The sequence below is a fragment of the Vagococcus penaei genome (assembly GCF_001998885.1).
Lineage (GTDB): Bacteria > Bacillota > Bacilli > Lactobacillales > Vagococcaceae > Vagococcus > Vagococcus penaei.
On sequence record NZ_CP019609.1, the window covers coordinates 1,669,197 to 1,689,808 of the forward strand.

20 protein-coding genes are annotated in these 20,612 nt (G+C 36.7%); 16 read left to right on the forward strand and 4 right to left on the reverse strand.

From position 1 onward, the window contains the following. Positions 1-287 precede the first annotated feature (287 nt). Positions 288-2,381 carry an LPXTG cell wall anchor domain-containing protein gene (locus tag BW732_RS07965; RefSeq protein ID WP_077276249.1) on the forward strand — a complete coding sequence of 698 codons (2,094 nt, stop codon included), beginning with the start codon at positions 288-290 and terminating at the stop codon, positions 2,379-2,381. Positions 2,382-2,410: 29 nt separating this feature from the next. Beyond that, positions 2,411-2,869 carry a hypothetical protein gene (locus BW732_RS07970; protein ID WP_077276250.1) on the forward strand — a complete coding sequence of 153 codons (459 nt, stop codon included), beginning with the start codon at positions 2,411-2,413 and terminating at the stop codon, positions 2,867-2,869. 166 nt (positions 2,870-3,035) lie between these two features. On the opposite strand, the gene cbpA is transcribed toward BW732_RS07970, so the two are convergent. Next, positions 3,036-3,683 (reverse strand): cyclic di-AMP binding protein CbpA, encoded by a 648-nt coding sequence (gene cbpA, locus BW732_RS07975; protein WP_077276251.1) that lies wholly within the window; start codon positions 3,681-3,683, stop codon positions 3,036-3,038. Positions 3,684-3,839: 156 nt separating this feature from the next. On the opposite strand from cbpA, the gene rpmG reads away from it, so the two are divergent. The 4 genes from rpmG to nhaC all read left to right on the forward strand — a co-directional run bounded on the left by rpmG (position 3,840) and on the right by nhaC (position 6,888). After that, positions 3,840-3,992 (forward strand): 50S ribosomal protein L33, encoded by a 153-nt coding sequence (gene rpmG / locus BW732_RS07980; RefSeq protein ID WP_077276252.1) that lies wholly within the window; start codon positions 3,840-3,842, stop codon positions 3,990-3,992. A 19-nt stretch (positions 3,993-4,011) separates the two neighbouring features. Next, positions 4,012-4,182: a preprotein translocase subunit SecE gene (gene secE, locus BW732_RS07985; RefSeq protein WP_077276253.1), complete on the forward strand. Its 171-nt coding sequence runs from the start codon at positions 4,012-4,014 to the stop codon at positions 4,180-4,182. A 116-nt stretch (positions 4,183-4,298) separates the two neighbouring features. Continuing rightward, positions 4,299-4,841, forward strand: a complete 543-nt coding sequence (gene nusG, locus BW732_RS07990; protein WP_077276254.1) for a transcription termination/antitermination protein NusG — start codon at positions 4,299-4,301, stop codon at positions 4,839-4,841. A gap of 646 nt (positions 4,842-5,487) precedes the next feature. Next, positions 5,488-6,888 carry a Na+/H+ antiporter NhaC gene (nhaC, locus tag BW732_RS07995; protein ID WP_077276255.1) on the forward strand — a complete coding sequence of 467 codons (1,401 nt, stop codon included), beginning with the start codon at positions 5,488-5,490 and terminating at the stop codon, positions 6,886-6,888. A gap of 54 nt (positions 6,889-6,942) precedes the next feature. On the opposite strand, the gene BW732_RS08000 is transcribed toward nhaC, so the two are convergent. The 3 genes from BW732_RS08000 to sdaAB all read right to left on the reverse strand — a co-directional run bounded on the left by BW732_RS08000 (position 6,943) and on the right by sdaAB (position 9,203). Then, the gene (locus tag BW732_RS08000) at positions 6,943-7,575 is read right to left on the reverse strand and encodes a pentapeptide repeat-containing protein (protein WP_161485540.1); all 633 of its coding nucleotides are present in this window, start codon (positions 7,573-7,575) and stop codon (positions 6,943-6,945) included. 86 nt (positions 7,576-7,661) lie between these two features. Then, positions 7,662-8,534 (reverse strand): L-serine ammonia-lyase, iron-sulfur-dependent, subunit alpha, encoded by an 873-nt coding sequence (gene sdaAA / locus BW732_RS08005; protein ID WP_077276257.1) that lies wholly within the window; start codon positions 8,532-8,534, stop codon positions 7,662-7,664. A 9-nt stretch (positions 8,535-8,543) separates the two neighbouring features. Next, positions 8,544-9,203 (reverse strand): L-serine ammonia-lyase, iron-sulfur-dependent subunit beta, encoded by a 660-nt coding sequence (sdaAB, locus tag BW732_RS08010; RefSeq protein ID WP_077276258.1) that lies wholly within the window; start codon positions 9,201-9,203, stop codon positions 8,544-8,546. 176 nt (positions 9,204-9,379) lie between these two features. Between sdaAB and BW732_RS08015 the strand changes: the two genes are divergently transcribed. From BW732_RS08015 to BW732_RS08060, 10 genes are all read left to right on the forward strand, one after another. Then, entirely contained in the window at positions 9,380-10,621 is a 1,242-nt protein-coding gene (locus BW732_RS08015; RefSeq protein WP_077276259.1) for a competence/damage-inducible protein A, read from the forward strand. A gap of 98 nt (positions 10,622-10,719) precedes the next feature. Continuing rightward, positions 10,720-11,787, forward strand: coding sequence for a recombinase RecA (gene recA / locus BW732_RS08020; protein ID WP_077276260.1), 1,068 nt, complete (start codon positions 10,720-10,722; stop codon positions 11,785-11,787). Positions 11,788-12,019: 232 nt separating this feature from the next. After that, positions 12,020-13,573: a ribonuclease Y gene (rny, locus tag BW732_RS08025; protein ID WP_418369036.1), complete on the forward strand. Its 1,554-nt coding sequence runs from the start codon at positions 12,020-12,022 to the stop codon at positions 13,571-13,573. Between the two features lie 76 nt (positions 13,574-13,649). Continuing rightward, positions 13,650-14,525 carry an AraC family transcriptional regulator gene (locus BW732_RS08030; RefSeq protein WP_077276262.1) on the forward strand — a complete coding sequence of 292 codons (876 nt, stop codon included), beginning with the start codon at positions 13,650-13,652 and terminating at the stop codon, positions 14,523-14,525. Positions 14,526-14,601: 76 nt separating this feature from the next. Then, the gene (locus BW732_RS08035; RefSeq protein ID WP_077276263.1) at positions 14,602-15,699 is read left to right on the forward strand and encodes a Gfo/Idh/MocA family protein; all 1,098 of its coding nucleotides are present in this window, start codon (positions 14,602-14,604) and stop codon (positions 15,697-15,699) included. Further along, positions 15,696-16,406 (forward strand): ThuA domain-containing protein, encoded by a 711-nt coding sequence (locus BW732_RS08040; protein WP_077276264.1) that lies wholly within the window; start codon positions 15,696-15,698, stop codon positions 16,404-16,406. Before BW732_RS08035 ends, BW732_RS08040 begins: the two co-directional genes overlap by 4 nt. A gap of 15 nt (positions 16,407-16,421) precedes the next feature. Beyond that, positions 16,422-17,390: a sugar phosphate isomerase/epimerase family protein gene (locus tag BW732_RS08045; RefSeq protein WP_077276265.1), complete on the forward strand. Its 969-nt coding sequence runs from the start codon at positions 16,422-16,424 to the stop codon at positions 17,388-17,390. Positions 17,391-17,414: 24 nt separating this feature from the next. Continuing rightward, a complete protein-coding gene (locus BW732_RS08050; protein ID WP_077276266.1) occupies positions 17,415-18,464 on the forward strand; it encodes a Gfo/Idh/MocA family protein in 1,050 nt (349 codons plus the stop codon). Positions 18,465-18,568: 104 nt separating this feature from the next. Further along, positions 18,569-18,838, forward strand: a complete 270-nt coding sequence (locus BW732_RS08055) for an ACT domain-containing protein (protein ID WP_077276267.1) — start codon at positions 18,569-18,571, stop codon at positions 18,836-18,838. A gap of 12 nt (positions 18,839-18,850) precedes the next feature. Next, entirely contained in the window at positions 18,851-20,194 is a 1,344-nt protein-coding gene (locus BW732_RS08060; protein WP_077276268.1) for a PFL family protein, read from the forward strand. The last annotated feature ends 418 nt before the right edge of the window (positions 20,195-20,612 follow it).

Sequence of the window (20,612 nt, forward strand, 5' to 3'; positions counted from 1 at the left end):
TTAAAAACTATCTATTAGAAAAAAGACGGTAAAACTTAAATAACTGATTAAATAGACAGATATAAGATAAATAGTTGACAAAAAATTTAGTTTTTTGTATTATTGGTATATAGGTTCTTTAAGCATATGGATGAAAATGATTGTTACTATGTTTTTTTGTTAGACCTTTTTTTGATATGCTAAGCGGAGAAATTAATTATATGTAAAAAATGTCTAACATTCATGACAGATATTTGTATAAAGGGCTTATGAAAACATTTTTTTAATTAAAGGGAGAGATAATTCTAATGAAGAAAGTTAAATTAACAACTGCAACTTTAGCTATTTTAGCTGGTTCTGTTGTAGCGCCGTTAGTATCTAATGCTACTGAAACAAATGGAAACGCAGCTGTTCAAACATCTGAAGTTGCAAAAGATGAAAAAGTAAAAGAAGAAGCAACAGAAGCACCTGTAACAGAAGCACCTGTAGCAGAAGCTTCAACTACAGAAACAAAAACAGATTCAAGTACTGCTAATACTGGAACTCAAACACCAGCTCCAGCTAAGCCAGTTGCAAAAGTTGATGCAAGTGTTTATACAACACAAATCAACAACTTAACAAACTTATCAAGCGAAGAAAAAGTTGCTTACAACCAACGAATTCAAGCAGAAGCTGTTAAAGGAAACGAAGCTGGATGTCAAGCAATCGTTGCTGAAGCAAAAGCTGTTTCTCAAGGACGTATTGATTTAGCTGCTAAAAAAGCAGAAGCTAAAAAAGAAGTTCAAGCTCTATATACTTCTGGTAACGTAAAAATTACTGGGGAACAATACGAAGCATTCAACAAACAAATCGATTCAGCAACAACTATTGCTGAAGTAGAAGCTGTTGTTGCAGCAGCTAAAACTGCTGGTTCTGTAACTGATGCTAAAACAAGTGCTATCCGTGAAATTGATGCTAATCGTGAAGCTGGTAAAATTTCTCGTGATGAACGTAATGCTCTTGTAACTAAAGCACAAGCTGCTACAACTAATGAAGAAGTTGCTGCTGTTCTTGTTGAATTAAATGGTATGGTTGCTGTAACTGATGCTAAAGAAGCTGCTAAAAAAGAGTTAAGAGAGTTATTCTTAGCAAGTGATAATAATTTAAATTGGGAAGATTACGGAAATGCTTTATTAGCAATTGATGCTGCTAAAACAGTAGACGAAGTTAACTCAATTGTCACTGGAGTTAAAAATGATATCGTGTTAGCAGATGCTAAATCAAAAGCTAAAGACCAAATCAACGCTATTACTCACAAATACGGTATGGATTCAAAAACTTACTGGGTATATGCTAATCAAGTAGACGCTGCAACAACTGTTGACGAAGTAAACGCTGCTGTAGCTGCTGCTCAAACTGCTGGTGAATTAAAAGAAGGTAAAGCTAAAGCTCAAGTAGAATTACACGCCATTGGTTACTTATTAGGCCAAGACTACTATACTTACAAAGACAAGATTGATGCTGCTCAAAATCTTGACGAAGTAGCATCTGTTTTAAATGAAGCAAAAGACGCTGCTAAATTAGCAGAAGCTAAAAAAGAAGCTAAAACTGATATTTCTACTCACTACTACAATGGTGCTATCTCATTAGATGAGTACTATAACTATGATAAACTAATTTCAGCTGCAACATCAATTGAAGAAGTTGAAGCATTAGTTGTAGATGCAAGTAAATTATACCAAACTCGTTACGATGCGTTACAAGAAATTGCGGGTTACGCTAAAGATGGTAAATTATCAAAAACTGAAAAGAAATATTATGATAATGCAGTAAATGCTGCTAAAACAACTAAAGAAGTTAATGATGTTATTAAAGAATTACGTGCTGAATTAGGTATTGAAATTCCATGGACTCCATTAGAACCATCTAAACCTACAGAATCAACAGAAGGATCAACAGAAGGATCAACAGAAGATTCTAAAACAGAAGGATCAACAGAAGATTCTAAAACAGAAGGATCAACAGAAGATTCTAAAACAGAAGGATCAACAGAAGATTCTAAAACAGAAGGATCAACAGAAGATTCTAAAACAGAAGGATCAACAGAAGATTCTAAAACAGAAGGATCAACAGAAGATTCTAAAACAGAAGGATCAACAGAAGATTCTAAAACAGAAGGATCAACAGAAGATTCTAAAACAGAAGGATCAACAGAAGATTCTAAAAAACCTGTAACAAAACCAACAACTGATAAGGGTAACAAAACTGACGCTAAAAAAGTAGATGCTAAAAAAGTTGTTGCTAAAAAAGCAGACGCTAAAAAATTACCACAAACAAATGATACAGTAAACGCTGGATTAGTTGCTGGTGGATTAATGTCAGTATTAACTGCTGCATTCTTATTCTTCCGTAAAGGTAAATAAGACTAATTTAAATTTAGGTGTGATTAACGTTGGAACAAAATCAACAAAATCAACAAAAACCAAAATCTTCTAAAGTAGGTATGATTGTGATAATCCTTGTGATTATTGCAGTCATTGGTGGTGGGTATTTGGCATTTAGTAAAATGTCATCTTCACCGTCTGCTAAACAAGAAGAAAAAAATAAAACCACAGATGGGAAAACAGATAGTTCTGAAAGCCCTGAAATGAAAGCTAGACGGGAAGCGCTAGATGGTGTCATGACTTTATTTGACAACGGCGATCCCACACGTGCCCGGACGGATATAAAACCTGAAGAATTTAAAAAAGTTCAAGCTAAAATTGATAAAGTAAAAGATGATAGAATTAAAAAAGAATTAACAGCCAAAATGGATGATATTTCTAAAGCATCAAAAGGTGATGGCGATATGTCAAAAACTGCAGATGCTTCAAATGATTCTACAGTATCTTCTGGTGAGAATGATAATTAACAACAGTAATTTATTATTTTAGTTGGATAATTAAATAATTAAGGTCATTATATAAAAAAAGAAGCGAGCCTTTAGGTTCGCTTCTTTTTATTATGTCTATTTTTATCAACAAAAAAGAGCATTCGTTAAACAGTAACGAATACTCCAATATATTGATTAATAAAATTTAAACCTCGCGAGGATTTTGTAAGTCTTCGATTTCAGCAATAAAGAAATCTTTCTTTTCTAATGATTTAACAATAATATCTAAGGTTTCTTCTGTTGTATGCGCAGGTAGAGTGATAATTGTCCGTCTGATGTATTTATCACGACCGATATCTAGTGTAATACAACTTGCAATTTCTGAATGTTTGGCAATAATTTTAGACATATTTGCTAAATCACCTTTTTTACCAGTTGATGCAATGGTTAAAGCATAACGTCCTTCTTCAACATTCCAAGATTGAGATAAAATTGAAAGTAGGCTGCTATGTGTTAAAATACCATAGAATTGATCATTACTATCTAAAACTGCAATATAAGGTAGTTCTTTAATTGTAAAGAAGATATTAAAAAATGATGAATTTAAATGAATGAATTTAGTAGCATTTTTTAATAGATGTGTTACAGGTAGTGTCATATCGCCACCATTCGCCTTATGACGATAGATATGCATTTTATAGATATTTCCTCTAAAGATTTTTTCTGTCTCATCTAAGACCGGTACACAGCGAAATCCCGATTCTTCTAAGATACCTAAAGCATCCTCTAGTGTACATGACTCATTAACAATTGTTAAACGTCGTTTAGGAATACAAATTGACTCGATTAACATGGATGGGTCCCCCTTCATTTTTTATGTCATATACTCTATAATAACACACTCTATTGCTAGAATAAATTCTAAACTAACAGGATAAGTTTATTTGACTCCTTTATTTTTAAATGATAGAATAAATTAGATAATGTTATAATTTAGGAGGAGTCTAACATGGCTCAAAATAAAGCAGCCTTAGCTTGTTCACAATGTGGATCAAGAAACTATTCAAAAGCTGTTAATCCAGCAAAACGCACAGAGCGTCTAGAATTAAAAAAGTTTTGTAAATACTGTAAAACACAAACGCTACATAGAGAAACGAAGTAATGAAAAGGAGTTGTCAACTGTGAAATTTTTAAAAAGTGTTATTGCTGAAATGAAAATTGTTACTTGGCCATCAAAGAAAAAATTAACAAAAGATGTCATCACTGTTATTCAATCAACCATCTTATTTGCAGTCTTTTTTGCTTTTGTAGACTTTGGTCTAGGAAAACTATTGAATTTATTTCTTAACTAAGAATCTTGGCTAATGCTAGCCAGACTACTAGATGAATGCTATAATAAAAGAGCAATGGAAAACTTCGGCAAGACGAGGTTTTTTTATTTTATCAAGAAAAGGTAGGTTCTAAGAACATGGAATCATTGGAAAAAAATTGGTATGTATTACATACTTACTCTGGTTACGAGAACAAGGTGAAAGCCAATATTGAGTCACGGGCGCAAAGTATGGGGATGGAAGACAATATTTTTCGTGTCGTTGTTCCAGAAGAAGAAGAACGTGAAATAAAAAATGGTAAGGAAAAGATTACCGCTAAAAAAACTTTTCCTGGTTACGTGTTAGTTGAAATGATTATGAGTGATGATTCTTGGTATATTGTCCGTAATACACCAGGAGTGACTGGCTTTGTTGGGTCACATGGTGCCGGTAGTAAACCCGCTCCTTTATTAGAAGAAGAAGTCGCACAAATTTTACAAAAGCTTGGCATCAGCCGTCGTACGTCTGACTTAGACGTTGAGCTAGGTGAAGTTGTTACAATCAAAGCCGGAGCCTTTACAGGATTAACTGGTGAAATTACTGAACTAGATAATGAAAAGCAAAAATTAAAAGTTAATATCGATATGTTTGGTCGTGAAACTAGTACTGAGCTTGATTTTGACCAAGTTGATAAGTTATAAAAATCATATAAAAAGTTAACTTGGCGATTTGTTGAGTTAACTTTTTTTATTTATTGCTTGACTTTTAAGTAATAATTGCCTATTATGAATCACAAGATATCCTTCTTAGCAAAGTAGGAAATAAAGGTTGGTATCAGAAAGTCAATGGTTGCTGTGAATTGGCCCACTTTATTTGTGAATTACACTAAGATTGTAGACATGTGAATAATGAATGAGATAGAGATAGCAAGAGCTGTTTCTAAATAAGGTGGTACCGCGGATATATTCGCCCTTAACAAGTTAGTTTGTTAAGGGCGTTTTTATTTTAAGTTTTTTAGCACTTCTCGAACGACAACCTTTCTAACGAAGTAGGAAATAAAGCTCGGTATCAGAAAGTCAATGGTTGCTGTGAATTGACCCACTTTATTTGTGAATTACATTAGAATTGTAGACATATGAATAATGAATGAGGAAACGCTAGTCTGTCGAAGCGTTTTGAAATAAGGTGGTACCGTGGATAAAATTCGCCCTTAACAAGTTAGTTTGTTAAGGGCGAATTTTTTATTTGAAGGAGGATTTTTATCTATGGGGTGTGGAGGAATTAGTCGATATTGTCTGATCGTGAAATCTAGAAGCAATTAATAAAAAATAAGAGGAGTGACAATTAATGTCCGAGAAAAAAATTAGTTTATTAGAAGCGAGTATTGTCTTAATTGTGATTATTTTGAGTATTTCAGTTAGTGTGATTGGCTTGAAGCTATCCCCTAATATCTCTATACTATTAGCAATTTCACTAATTATGATTTATGTGATTGCTCGACGATTGCCGTTAAATGTAATTAATAAAGGAATTGAAAAAGGATTACAGCCAGGAATTATTCCGATTTTTATTTTTTTACTTGTGGGAGCTTTGATTTCTGTGTGGATTCAAGCAGGTATTATTCCAACACTGATGGTAGTTGGTTTTAAGTTACTTAGTGTTAAATGGTTTGTGCCTTCTGTCTTTTTAGTTTGTGCTATTGTCGGAAGTGCAGTTGGTAGTGCGTTTACCGTCATGTCGACAATTGGGATTGCTTTTTTTGGGATTGGTGCAACGTTAGGTTTGAATGAAGCGCTAGTTGTAGGTGCGATTGTATCAGGCTCAGTTTTTGGTGATAAGATGTCGCCGTTATCTGAATCAACCAACCTTGCTTCAGCAATTGTAGGGGCTGATTTATTTAAGCATATCAAACACATGATGTGGTCAACTTTACCAGCGTTTGTCGTGTCACTAATTGCTTTTGCGATTTTAGGGTTTAATGACAGTCAAGCGGACCTAGGAAATATTAAAGAAGTATCTGCAGTTTTAGAGAGTCATTTTAATATTAGTTTAATGTCACTACTCCCCATTTTATTCATGTTATTTTGTGCTTGGAAAAAAATTCCAGCTGTGATTACAATCCTTTTGAATGTTTTATTAGGTATTGTGATGACACTGATTCATAATCCAGCAGTTGGTTTTAAAACAATTGCTAAAGTGGTTGAAACTGGTTTTGTATCACAAACTGGTGACCAACAAATTGATGCCTTATTAACTCGTGGTGGCATTAATAGCATGATGCCGACTGTTTTATTAATTATTTTAACCTTATCATTAGGTGGGATTTTGATGGAGTTAGGATTGGTTTCAACAGTGATTGGAGCGATTGCTAATAAATTAAACTCAGCGAAGTCATTAATTATTGTGACATTATTATCTGGAATTGGCGTGAATCTATTTATTGGAGAACAATTTTTATCTGTTATCTTACCAGGAAATGCATTTAAAGGAGAATTTCAAAAGTTGCGCTTAGATCCGGTTGTTTTAAGTCGAACTTTAGAAGATGGTGGAACAGTAATTAATTACCTTATTCCTTGGGGGATTGCCGGTAGTTTTGTTGCCAATACGTTTGGTGTCCCAACGCTTGTTTACCTACCTTTTGCCTTATTTAGTTTATTGTCACCTGTATTTTCTGTTATCAGTGCATTAACAGGTTTAGGTGTTGACTACCTACCAGAAGAAAAGGCAAGCGAACCATCGACTATTTAAAAACTCTAGTTAGACACTATTGATTCGGTGTCTGACTAGAGTTTTTGGTTAGTTTTAAACTATCGTAATACCCAAAAATTTCATAGCAAAATATAGTGTTTGTTCTTGATTGAGGGTGCAACCTTGTAAGCCATCTAGTTGGATATCTAACTGATTAAACTGGCAGGTACTAAGATCTATTTTTTTCAAAGAGGTATCGAAAAAATTAGTGTTTTCTAGCTGACAAGTCTTAAACAGTGTTTTTTTAAGTTCACACTCAATAAAATCAGCATTCTCCATGAAGTTATCGTTAAAAATCGACTGTTTTATTTTTGATTCACTAAAATTAGTAAAAGTCATTTTCGATTGGTAAAATTCGGTATCATGAAAATAACTTTTATAAAATGATGTTCCGACTAGTTTACAATTTAAAAATTGCGTACGATAGATAATACTTTCAGATAAATCACAGTTTGAAAGGTCACAATTTTCAAAAATACAATCTGTCATTTCAATATTTTGAAACAATGACTTTGAGAAATTGACTTGTTTAAAATAGCATTTGTCTAATAATGGACGCTGAATTTGTTGCTCTAGAATTTCTTCTTGTTCAATACAATGATTGTATAGTGAAAAATCTGAGTCATCAAAAATAGTAAAAAAAGAAGTTGGTGTTAGAGAGTCGATAGCAAGTTGTGGTTTTTTCATAACGTTCCTCCATGGATTTCGGCTTAATTGAAAAATGCGAGTCACCATCAAAAAGATGGGTGAGACTCGCAGATAAGGTATTGAAATTAGTCATTTGAATATAGACGATGTATGATAGCTTTACCTGTTTTAGTCGCTGCTAACCCACCTTCAGCTGTTTCTTTGAAGATACTAGGCATTTGCATTCCCACTTGGTGCATGGCTTCAATCACTTCATCAACAGGAATTACACTTTCGATGCCAGCTAACGCCATATCAGCAGAAATGAATGCTTGTGAAGCACCTAATGCATTTCGCTTAACGCAAGGGACTTCAACCAAACCGGCTACAGGGTCACAAATTAGTCCTAGCATGTTTTTTAGTGTAATTGCAACAGCTTGGGCAGATTGTTGTGGTGTGCCACCTCGTAAAGCGACTAAAGCTCCACTAGCCATTGCACTAGCAGAACCGATTTCTGCTTGACAGCCACCAGCTGCGCCACTAATGGACGCTTTGTTGGCAATAACGAGACCAATCGCACCTGCTGTGAAGAGAAATTCTAGTTGTTCTTCATGAGAAATACCATAATCTTCCACCATGGCAGCTAAGACACCTGCAGCGACACCTGCACTTCCGGCAGTTGGAGTGGCACAAATTAAGCCCATCTCGGCATTTACTTCATTAACGGCAATTGCATTACGAACGGCTTTTAAGATGGTTTGGCCACTTAGATAATTCTCAGCTGCGAGGTAATCATTCATACGTGTTGCATCCCCACCAGTCAGACCAGTCACAGAAGTTACCCCACCAATACCTTTTTCAATTGATGCCATCATCACAGTTAGGTTTTTAGACATATGTTCAATTATAACCTCGCGTGAATATTGTGAGGTTTCGATTTCTGTTTGAATCATAGTTTCGGCGATAGTGCCGTAAGTTTCAGTTAAACTAAGTAGTTCTTCAATTGATTGAAATAACATGTGTCTCTCCTATCCGAAAAAGCTCACTGAGTGAACGTGTTCAATATTTTTTAAAACATCTGTTAGACCTTCAACGCGCTCGTCCACTTCAATAATCATAATGGCTTTTTCACCTTTTGATTCTCTTGTAACGGTCATTGTGCTAATATTAATGTGTTTTTCAGACAAAATATGTGTTACGTGTGCTACTACACCTGGACGATCTTGATGTACAGTCAGGTATGTTGGTGTCGTCATATCTAAATTGACTTTAAAGCCGTCAAGTTCAGAAATTTGAATGGATCCGCCACCAATTGAAATGCCCGTACAAGATAATATTCGATTACCCGAACGTACAACAATTTTCACTTGATTGGGATGATCAGATTTTTCAGGACGGGGCACAAATGTCACTTGCATCCCTAATTCGTGTGCAAGTTTCATCGAGTCAGCTAGGCGCTGATCGTCAGGTTCCATGCCAAGTAAGCCACCAACTAATGCAATGTCTGTACCATGACCCCGGTAAGTTTTTGCAAAAGATTCGTATAAATATAAATCAACTTGTTCAGGTTGTTCACCAAAAATACTTCGCACAACTTTACCTATGCGAGCAGCTCCAGCTGTGTGGGAACTGCTTGGACCAATCATTACTGGACCGATAATATCAAAGACACTCTTGTATTGCGCCATTTTTTTCACCTCTTCTAGTAGTCTGTTTCATTTTATCACAAAAATGTTTCTGACTCGTCATTTTTAGCGAAACGATTTGGTAAATTTTTTAAGACATAACGCATTATGAAAGTATTTATGTGTGTTAAAATAAATTGGAAGCGAAATTCGTATGTTAAAGATAGGAGCGTCGAAAGATGAAAGCAGAAATCATTGCTGTAGGGACTGAAATATTATTAGGACAAATTACTAATACTAATGCAACTTATATTTCACAATTTTTAGCTAGCTTAGGGATTGAAGTATATTATCACTCGGTTGTAGGCGATAATACCAAAAGATTAACAGAAACCCTAGACATTGCGCAACATCGGAGTGATTTAGTCGTTATTTGTGGTGGGTTAGGTCCAACTGACGACGACTTGACCAAAGAAACGGTAGCTGATTTTCTAAAAGTACGTCTAGTTTATGATGATGAGGCGATGAATCGTTTGAATAACTTTTTTAAAGATGCCCAACGTCCCATGACTGAAAATAACAAAAAACAAGCGCAAACTTTAGAGATGAGCACCACTATTCAAAATCCAGCTGGACTAGCTTGTGGCTCTTACTATGAAGATGTGACTACCAGTACGGCTTATTTATTATTACCGGGACCACCTAGTGAAATGAAAGCGATGGTTCGCGAAGAGGTCTATCCTCTGTTAAAAGAAAAAGCACCTCAGACACATCAACTTGTTTCGAGATATTTACGTTTTATGGGTATTGGAGAATCAAGGATTGTCACAGAGTTAAAAGAATTAATGGACCAACAAACTAACCCGACAATTGCACCATATGCGAAATCAAATGAAGTGATGTTGCGGATTACTGCAAAATGTTCAACAGTTGATGATGGTGAGGCGATGCTTGATACATTGGAAGCATTAATTATGACTCAAGTTGGTGACTTCTTCTATGGCTATGGTGAAAATACGACAATTGAAGAAGTTGTGGTTAATGAATTGAAAAATCGAGCACAGACAGTCACTTTTGTTGAAGGGATGACAGGAGGGGAGTGTCAACATCGCATTACTAACATTGAAGGTAGCTCAGCTATTTTTTCTGGAGGTATTACCGCTTATACGCGTCAAAGTAAGGAGCAGTTGGTTGGTATTTCTCCAGATTTATTATTGAAATATGGTGAGATTAGCGCAGAATGCGCCCTAGCGATGGCTAAAGCGGGGCGTCAGACTTTTGGAGCAACTTATGGTGTCTCAATTGTCGGAGTTGCTGGACCTAAAGAAATTGATGGACAACCAGTAGGAACGATTATCATTGGGTTAGTCACGCCACATGGTGAGTTCGTTGAACGTCTAACGATTAAGCGTAATCGAAGCTACATCCGTGATGGTGCAGTGAAACATGGATTAAATTTCTTAAGAAAACATTTAGTCTAATAAAAATGCGAATATTTGTTCGTATTCTTCTTGATTTTTTTGATTAAAAAGATTATGATTAGGACACTACATTGATTAAATAATAAGGAGGCTCTTTAATGTCGGATAATAGAAAATTGGCGTTAGATGCAGCATTAAAAAAGATAGAAAAAGATTTTGGTAAAGGGTCAATTATGAAATTAGGTGAAAAGGTTGACCAACGTATTTCAACTATTTCATCAGGATCCTTGGCTCTTGATTCTGCTTTAGGCGTTGGTGGTTACCCACGTGGACGGATTATTGAAATTTATGGGCCTGAGAGTTCTGGTAAAACAACAGTAGCTTTACATGCTATTGCATCTGTCCAAAAAGAAGGTGGAACGGCTGCATTTATTGATGCTGAGCATGCGTTAGATCCTAAGTATGCTCAAGCATTAGGTGTCAATATTGATGAGTTATTATTATCACAACCTGATACTGGTGAACAAGGCTTAAATATTGCTGAAGCTCTAGTATCAAGTGGGGCGATTGATATCGTCGTGATTGACTCTGTTGCCGCATTAGTTCCTCGTGCTGAAATTGACGGTGAGATGGGTGACGCACATGTTGGGTTACAAGCCCGCTTGATGTCACAAGCACTACGTAAGTTGTCTGGAACAATTAACAAAACGAAAACAATTGCTGTTTTCATTAATCAAATTCGTGAAAAAGTGGGAGTTATGTTTGGTAACCCTGAAATAACACCTGGTGGACGTGCGCTAAAATTTTATGCAACGATTCGTTTAGAAGTCCGTCGTGCTGAACAACTAAAATCTGGTACGGATATTGTTGGTAACCGGACTAAAATTAAAGTGGTAAAAAATAAAGTGGCACCGCCATTTAAAATTGCTGAAGTTGATATTATGTACGGAGAGGGTATTTCACAAGAAGGTGAACTACTTGATATGGCTTCAGATAAAGACATCGTAAATAAAAGCGGTGCGTGGTACTCTTATCAAGAAGAACGCATTGGTCAAGGTCGCGAAAACGTGAAGAAATTCCTTGCTGAGCATCCTGAGATGATGGAAGATATCTACCAAAAAGTTCGTGTTGCCTATGAAATTGATGGCGTGATACCTACGCCAGAAGCAAAAGAAGAAGCAGATAGTGAATTACCACTTGATCTTCCTGAAAAACCTGAAAAATAAAAGCCTGAACGTAAGTGAACTTAGTTTAACTTGCGTTCTTTTTTTATGCAAGTTGTCTGACAAATCTCATTAATAAGTTGACACTACCAGCGACAACTATTAGAATAATAGTAGTATAGATTTATTTATACTCATGCTTGTAGGGCATGATTTTTATTTGTTTTTTATATGATCTAACTACAACTAAATATAAAGATAGTACGGAGGTATGTTTATGAGTTTTACATTTTTAATGATACTCCTTCCCATAACTATCATCGGATTGATTGTAGGTCTAGCAATTGGCTATTTTGTCGCAAAATCTCGTCATGAGAAATCAATAGCAGGTGCACACCATACTGCAGCAACTATTATTGAGCAAGCTAAAAAAGAAGCTGAAACTCTCAAAAAAGAGTATTTGTTGGAAGCAAAAGAAGAGAATCAAACGTATCGTCTAGCAATTGAAAGTGAGCTGAAAGAAGAGAGAGTCGAATTAAAAAATCAAGAAAATCGATTATTGCAACGTGAATCTAACCTTGATCGAAAAGATGATTCTCTAGTTCAACGCGAACGCTCACTAGAGGAGAAAGAAGATAAACTTGATTCAAGAAAGCAATTAATTGATGAACGAGAAACAGAAGTATCTAGGTTGATTGAAGAACAACAACTAGAGTTAGAACGAATCGCTTCGTTAACGAAAGATGACGCAGCGGGTATTATCATGGATGAAATGGCGGAGGAATTGACGCATGAACGCGCAATGCTAGTCAAAGATAGCAATCGTCGGGCGAAAGATGAAATCGATCGCAAAGCGAAAAATATGTTATCATTAGCCATTCAACGCTGTGCTGCTGACCAAGTGTCAGAATTGACAGTTACGGTTGTGACGTTGCCAAATGATGATATGAAAGGACGTATTATCGGACGTGAAGGACGGAATATCCGGACGTTAGAAACCTTAACAGGTATCGATTTAATTATTGATGATACGCCCGAAGCTGTAGTGCTTTCAGGCTTTGACCCGATTCGTCGTGAAGTAGCACGAATGACGCTTGAAAAATTAATTCAAGATGGACGGATTCATCCTGCAAGAATTGAAGAAATGGTTGAAAAATCTAAAAAAGAAATGGATGAACGTATTCGTGAGTACGGTGAAAATGCAGCATTTGATGTTGGTGTTCACTCGTTGCATCCTGATTTAATTAAGATTTTAGGTCGTCTACGTTTTAGAACAAGTTACGGTCAAAATGTGTTAAATCATTCAATTGAAGTCGCAAAACTAGCAGGTGTCTTAGCTGAAGAGTTAGGAGAAGATCCTGTTTTAGCTAGACGGGCAGGCTTACTACATGATATTGGTAAAGCTTTAGATCACGAAGTGGATGGTTCACATGTCGAGATTGGAACAGAGCTAGTTAGCAAGTACAAAGAAAATGACGTAGTCATTAATGCTGTGGCTTCACATCATGGTGACGTAGAAGCAACATCAATCATTTCTGTCTTAGTCGCTGCTGCTGATGCGTTATCTGCTGCTCGACCAGGAGCTCGTAGTGAATCACTTGAAAATTATATTAAACGTTTGGAACGTTTAGAGCATATTGCTAATGATTTCCCAGGTGTTGATAGTAGTTTTGCTATCCAAGCCGGACGTGAAATTCGTGTGATGGTTAAACCGCAAGAAGTATCCGATGATGAAGCGGTTCTCCTTGTACGTGAAGTTCGTAAGCGAATTGAAGAAGAACTAGAATACCCTGGCCATATCAAAGTGACGGTCGTACGTGAAGTACGTGCCGTTGATTATGCCAAATAAATCATTAAAGCTCTTGAAAGATTTTCTTTCAGGAGTTTTTTTGTTAATCTAGAACAAAAGAAGGGACGGTTACACCATGAGTTTGTACCTAGAATTATTAGAATGGCCATTTTCTTTTCCGTTTCGAACGTTAGAAAATGAAGGGGAAGTCATTGTACCACCTCATTGGCATAAAGAAATTGAAGTCATTTTAGTCACTGAAGGATCAGTAAATATTGGTTACAATCAACAGTTATTTCAAGTTCATCGCGGGGAAGTCTTTGTTTTTGGGAGTGGCGAGTCGCATTATTTTTTAGCATCACCTGGTAGTCACCGTTATGTGTTTCAATTTGATTTAGAACTATTTCGTGAAACTTATTTAAAAGGTAATCAAGAAAATGAGTTGATTCATTTGTTTGAAACTAGGGAAAATCATAGTCGTCAATGGCCATCACATGTGGCTGAACGAGTTGTTACGTATTTAAGACAATTATATGACGAGATGGCTACGCAACAGGTAGGGTATGAATTTGCCGTTGTTGGCTATTTAAATCAGTTGATTGCGACTTATTACCGAGATATTCCAGAAAAAGCACATGTTTTAACCACAGGAAATTTCGTTGAGGCAGTTAATCACCATGAGACGTTAGAACGTTTGAATAAGATTTTTAATTATATCGAAAGTCATTATATGGAAGGCATTAGTCTTGACGATGTGGCCCAAGCAGTTGGTTTTAGCCCTTATTATTTTGCACGTTTTTTTAAAAAAAATACAGGACAAACCTTTATGCAGTTTTTAAATGATTATCGGATTAGTCAGGCTAAATATATTTTGTCACATAAAAAAATTCCGATGATTGAAGTAGCTGAGTTATCAGGATTTAACAGTGTTAAAACATTTCATCATGTGTTTAAAGAGCACGTTGGTTTATCACCATTAAAATATCAAAAGACAATATTCGGGAATAATTAGCCCTTTTTTAAGGAAGAAAACCTTATCAATGTTTTGTAGAATGAGTATAACAAAACAAGTGATGGAGGTTTTTTTTATGGTCTTAAAGGTAGGAATTATTGGGTGTGGTGGTATTGCGACAAACAAACATATGCCAGCATTAAGTAAAATTGCTGATGTAGAGATGGTCGCTTTTTGTGATATTGATTTAGAGCGTGCTAAAATCGCTAAAGAAAAATTCGGAACATCAGAAGCGAAAACTTACGAAGATTATCAAGAGTTGCTAAGTGACAATACAATTGACTTAATTCATGTTTGTACACCAAATAGCTCACATGCAGCCATCTCAATTGCCGGACTTGAATCTGGTAAACACGTGATGTGTGAAAAACCAATGGCTAAAACTAGTATTGAAGCTAAAGCAATGGTTGATGCGGCCAAACGTACGGGAAAAAAGTTGACCATTGGCTATCAAAATCGCTTTAGAACAGATTCTGAGTATTTACATGCAGTATGTGCTGATGGTGAGCTAGGTGATATCTATGTTGGAAAAGCTCATGCTATTCGTCGTCGTGCTGTGCCGACTTGGGGTGTATTCTTAGATGAGGAAGCCCAAGGTGGTGGCCCACTAATTGATATTGGGACGCATGCATTAGATTTAACACTATGGATGATGAATAATTATCGACCTAAGTACGTTGTTGGGAATACGTATCATAAATTAGCGGCAACTAAAAATGCTGCGAATGCTTGGGGACCTTGGGATCCAGAAAAATTTACGGTAGAAGATTCAGCATTTGGTTTTATCACGATGGAAAATGGTGCCACAATTTTCCTAGAAGCTAGTTGGGCATTAAATGGTTTAGATGTCCGTGAAGCACAAACAGAACTTCATGGGACAAAAGGTGGCGCTGATATGAAGAATGGTTTAACACTAAATGGTGAAGACCGTGGTTTATTGTATGAACGTCATGTTGAATTAGAAACTGGCGGCGTGGATTTCTATGATGGTGAAGGCGACGATCCCGCATTAAAAGAAGCAGAATCTTGGATTCAGGCTATTTTAACGGATACTGATCCGGTTGTTAAACCTGAAGAAGCATTAGTTGTCACAGAAATTTTAGAAGCAATGTACGAATCAGCTAAAACGGGTGAGCCTGTATTTTTAAATCAGTCAGGAGTGGACGCTAAATGATTCAAGTAACCGTTTGGAATGAATACCGTCATGAAAAGACAGATGAAAAAGTTAATGAAGTCTATCCAGAGGGTATCCATGGTCAATTAAAAGCATTTCTAAAAAACGATTTCCAAGTGAAAACAGCTACACTCGACGAACCCGAGCATGGCTTAACTGAAGAAGTCTTAAATGATACCGACGTGTTAATTTGGTGGGGACATATTGCTCATCAGGAAGTCTCAGATGAAGTTGTTGACCGTGTTCATCAAAGAGTGCTTCAAGGAATGGGGCTAGTCGTTTTACATTCAGGTCACATGTCAAAAATTTTTATGAAGTTAATGGGGACATCGTGCGATTTGAAATGGCGTGAAGCCAATGAACGTTGCCGTATTTGGAATGTCAATCCAAGCCATCCAATTGTTGAAGGTATTGGCGAGTACATTGATTTAGAGCAAGAAGAAATGTATGGTGAGCATTTTGATATTCCTACTCCAGATGAACTAGTTTTTATTAATTGGTATCAAGGTGGCGAAGTTTTCCGGGGTGGTTGTACTTATCGACGAGGTAATGGTAAGATTTTTTACTTCCAACCGGGGCATGAAACATATCCATCATACTATCATCCACAAGTCCAACGGGTGATTAAAAATGCCGTCAACTGGTGTGCACCAACTGAAAATCACTACCCAACATATGGCAATCACGAACCACTAGAAAAATTATAAAAGGAGTGCAAAACAATGAAATTAGGTGTATTTACCCCATTATTTAATGATTTAAGTTTTGACGATATGATTAACCGTGTCGCTGAAAAAGGATTACAAATGGTTGAAATTGGAACTGGTGGCTCACCAGGCAAGGCTCATTGTGATGTGGATGCCTTACTTGCTAGTAGTGATGCACGTCAGGATTATTTAGCGAAGTTAGCAGATAAAGGGTTAGAAATTAGTGCCTTTAGTGCCCATCATAATCCGATTTCACCAAAGCCCGCAGAAGCGAAAGAAGCGGATGAATTGCTGAGAAAAACAATTAAGTTAGCATCATTGATGAATGTTCCTGTAGTTAATGGTTTTTCTGGTGTTGCTGGTGGGAATGAGACGGATACTAGCGTTAACTGGCCGGTACTGCCATGGCCAACAGATTATACGGATATTTATCACTATCAGTGGGAAAAGAAATTAATTCCTTATTGGAAAGACATTAATCAAGTGTGCGATACAGCTGGTGTTAAAATCGGGATTGAATTACATGGTGGTTTCCTAGCTCATACACCTTATACGATGTTGAAATTACGAGATGCTGCTGGGAAAAATATTGGGTGTAATTTAGATCCGTCACATATGTGGTGGCAAGGGATTGATCCAGTAGGCGCGATTAAGATTTTAGGTCGCGAAAAAGCTATTCATCATTTTCATGCGAAAGATACTTATTTGGATCAAGAAAATATTAATATGTACGGTTTAACAGATATGCAGCCATATAGTGACGTGCAAACACGGTCATGGACGTTCCGTTCGGTTGGATGTGGTCATAGTATGGATGAGTGGTCTGCGATTATTAGTGCATTGAGATTATACAATTACGATTATGTTTTAAGCATTGAGCACGAAGACCCATTGATGTCGATTGACGAGGGCTTCTCACGTGCTGTGACTAATTTACAATCAATTATGATTAAAGACCAACCAGGCGATTTATGGTGGGCATAATTTGTTGCAAGGAGGAATTTGAACATGTCTGTTATTAAATTTGTCATTATTGGCTTAGGTGGTATGGGAAGTTATCATGCACGCGAGTTGATTAAGGAAACAGATGGTGTTATAGCATATGGAGCTTATGACATCAACCCAGAACAGTTAGTAAAAGCAACAGATTTAGGCTTAAAAGTCTATGACACGTTAGATGCTGTCTTGAACGATTCTGATGTTGAGGCAGTTTTAATTGCGACACCAAATGATTCTCACAAAGAATTAGCAATTAAAGCTCTAGAAGCTGGAAAGCACGTTGTCTGTGAAAAGCCTGTGATGATGACGAGTGAAGAGCTAGCAGAAGTATTAGCAGTCGCCAAAGAAACGAATAAAGTCTTTATGGTGCATCAAAATCGTCGCTGGGACAAAGATTTTTTAATTATTCGTGACTTGTATCAATCGCGTGAGATCGGTGAGTTGTTTCAAATTGAATCACGTGTCCACGGAGCGAATGGTATCCCTGGTGATTGGCGTCATTTAAAAGCTCAGGGTGGAGGTATGCTACTAGACTGGGGTGTCCACTTACTAGACCAATTATTATTCTTAGTTGATAGTCCCATTAAATCGGTCGCAGCTGACTTGAGTTTTGTCTTAGGGGACGAAGTCGATGATGGGTTTATTGCGTACATAACTTTTGAGAATGGCGTGAAGAGTATTATTGAAGTAGGAACGACTAACTTTATTAAGTTGCCACGTTGGTATGCTAAAGGTTTAGAGGGAACCGCAGTTGTTGAGGATTGGGACCTATCTGGACAGGTAGTGAAACAAACCGGTTTTATTGATCATCATCGCTTAGTTCCAATTCAAGCGGGTCAAGGACTGACTAAAACGATGGCACCACCATCTGAAGAAGCGACAACTATTTTTCCATTGCCTGATGGACAAGCAGAATTTACTGACTTTTATCGTAATTTTTATGAAGTGGTACGCGAAAATGCTGAACCCGTGGTTAAAAATACTGAAGTCGCAAGAGTATTGGCTTTAATTGAAACTATTTTTGAAGCAGCTGAAACGAAGCAAGTGATTCATTATTAAGAGATAAAAAACAAAAACTACTTTTTGACAATGGTCAGAAAGTAGTTTTTTTCAGTCTTTAATGTGCTACAATAATGGCATTATAGAAAGTGAGGGAATTTTGAATGAAAGCCATTTTAACTGTGATTGGTCGCGATAGAGTTGGGATTGTTGCTCGTGTGAGCGCTAAATTGATGTCGCTAGAGATTAATATTTTAGATATTTCGCAAACGATTATGGAAAGTAACTTTACGATGATGATGATGGTTGATTTAACACAGGCCACATCAGATGTTGCTCATATTCAAACGATTTTTGACGAACTAGCAGAAGAGTTAGAGGTCACTATTCGGATTCAACGTGAAGACTTGTTTCACGCTATGCACCAATTATAGGAGGGAAGTCAGTTGGAAATAAATCAAGTGGTTGAAACGATTCGCATGATTGATGAAGAAAAGTTAGATATTCGGACTATTACAATGGGAATTTCTTTATTGGATTGTATTGATAGTAACATTGAACAAGCGTGTCTAAAAATCGAACAAAAAATTAAAATGAAAGCGGGCCGTTTAGTTGCGGTCGCACAGCAAATTGAAGCAGAGTACGGTATTCCAATTATTAACAAACGGATTTCTGTCACACCAATTGCGATGATTGGTGGGGCAACTAACGCGACAAGTTATGTTCCAATTGCGAAAACGCTTGATAAAGTGGCAAAAGAGATTGGCGTTGATTTTGTGGGTGGTTTTTCAGCGTTAGTGCAAAAAGGTTATACTAAAGGCGATCATATTTTGATTCAATCAATTCCTGAAGCTTTAGCTGTGACTGATCGAGTATGTAGTTCTGTTAATATTGGTTGCACTAAGTCTGGTATTAACATGGATGCTGTTAAACAAATGGGTCAGATTATTAAAGAAACGTCAGAACTTTCTGAGATGGGATGTGCCAAATTAGTTGTTTTTGCTAATGCGGTAGATGATAATCCATTTATGGCAGGTGCTTTTCATGGTGTTGGAGAGGCTGATTGTGTCATTAATGTTGGTGTTAGTGGTCCCGGAGTTGTTAAACGTGCTTTAGAAAAAGTAGCTGGTGAGCCATTTGATATTGTTGCGGAAACAGTTAAAAAAACTGCCTTTAAAATCACTCGTATGGGCCAACTAGTTGGTCAACTAGCATCCAAAGAACTAGATGTTCCCTTTGGAATTGTCGATTTGTCATTAGCTCCAACACCTGCTGTAGGTGATTCAGTGGCACATATTCTAGAAGAAATGGGCTTAGAGCAAGTTGGGACACATGGGACAACTGCGGCATTAGCACTATTAAATGACGCTGTGAAAAAAGGTGGCGTAATGGCATGTGGTCATGTAGGTGGCTTATCTGGAGCCTTTATTCCTGTTTCAGAAGATATCGGAATGATTGAAGCCGTTCAAGCGGGCAATTTGTCATTAGATAAGTTAGAAGCTATGACCGCGATCTGTTCTGTTGGTCTTGATATGATTGCGATTCCTGGCGACACGAGTGCCACGACATTGTCAGCAATGATTGCTGATGAAGCAGCTATTGGCGTCATTAATAATAAAACAACTGCTGTTCGTCTGATTCCAGCTCATGGCAAACAAATTGGCGAGATGGTTGAATTTGGTGGCTTACTAGGCCGAGCACCAGTTATGCCAATCAACCAAGCAAATTCTGATTTGTTTATTCAACGTGGTGGTAGAATTCCTGCACCAATCCATTCATTTAAAAATTAAAAAGAACGATTTTCCTTTAATAGTGGCTGTACACTAAATCGTGTTGATAGACTAAATTCTATCAACACGATTTTTTATTTTACATAGAAAAAGAGACATTCTTATTTATAAAATTAAGTTACCACAACATAATTTATGGATAATAATACAAGAAAACTACTCAATTTAACCGATGAAGCTTTAATTTTTGATAATAATTGGTTGTCTCGCGAAGCGAGACATGCACGTGCTGTAAATATGATAAGTGGCAGGTTAACTACTGATAGTAGAACATGTCCACAATGGGGCTTTTCTAAATATATCAAGAATGGAACCTATCAAACAATTAGTCAATTACCAGAAATTAAGAGGCGCCCAACCTTTCTAAAGTTAAATAAAGAACGCTATATTTGTAAAAACTGTCAGTCAACTTTCAGTG

Coding starts and splice junctions, on each gene's coding strand:
- BW732_RS07965 (WP_077276249.1), top strand. CDS start 288: ATGAAGAAAGTTAAATTAACAACTGCAACTTTAGCTATTTTAGCTGGT.
- cbpA (WP_077276251.1), bottom strand. CDS start 3,683: ATGTTAATCGAGTCAATTTGTATTCCTAAACGACGTTTAACAATTGTT.
- rpmG (WP_077276252.1), top strand. CDS start 3,840: ATGGCTCAAAATAAAGCAGCCTTAGCTTGTTCACAATGTGGATCAAGA.
- nusG (WP_077276254.1), top strand. CDS start 4,299: ATGGAATCATTGGAAAAAAATTGGTATGTATTACATACTTACTCTGGT.
- nhaC (WP_077276255.1), top strand. CDS start 5,488: ATGTCCGAGAAAAAAATTAGTTTATTAGAAGCGAGTATTGTCTTAATT.
- BW732_RS08000 (WP_161485540.1), bottom strand. CDS start 7,575: ATGAAAAAACCACAACTTGCTATCGACTCTCTAACACCAACTTCTTTT.
- sdaAA (WP_077276257.1), bottom strand. CDS start 8,534: ATGTTATTTCAATCAATTGAAGAACTACTTAGTTTAACTGAAACTTAC.
- sdaAB (WP_077276258.1), bottom strand. CDS start 9,203: ATGGCGCAATACAAGAGTGTCTTTGATATTATCGGTCCAGTAATGATT.
- BW732_RS08015 (WP_077276259.1), top strand. CDS start 9,380: ATGAAAGCAGAAATCATTGCTGTAGGGACTGAAATATTATTAGGACAA.
- recA (WP_077276260.1), top strand. CDS start 10,720: ATGTCGGATAATAGAAAATTGGCGTTAGATGCAGCATTAAAAAAGATA.
- rny (WP_418369036.1), top strand. CDS start 12,020: ATGATACTCCTTCCCATAACTATCATCGGATTGATTGTAGGTCTAGCA.
- BW732_RS08030 (WP_077276262.1), top strand. CDS start 13,650: ATGAGTTTGTACCTAGAATTATTAGAATGGCCATTTTCTTTTCCGTTT.
- BW732_RS08035 (WP_077276263.1), top strand. CDS start 14,602: ATGGTCTTAAAGGTAGGAATTATTGGGTGTGGTGGTATTGCGACAAAC.
- BW732_RS08040 (WP_077276264.1), top strand. CDS start 15,696: ATGATTCAAGTAACCGTTTGGAATGAATACCGTCATGAAAAGACAGAT.
- BW732_RS08045 (WP_077276265.1), top strand. CDS start 16,422: ATGAAATTAGGTGTATTTACCCCATTATTTAATGATTTAAGTTTTGAC.
- BW732_RS08050 (WP_077276266.1), top strand. CDS start 17,415: ATGTCTGTTATTAAATTTGTCATTATTGGCTTAGGTGGTATGGGAAGT.
- BW732_RS08055 (WP_077276267.1), top strand. CDS start 18,569: ATGAAAGCCATTTTAACTGTGATTGGTCGCGATAGAGTTGGGATTGTT.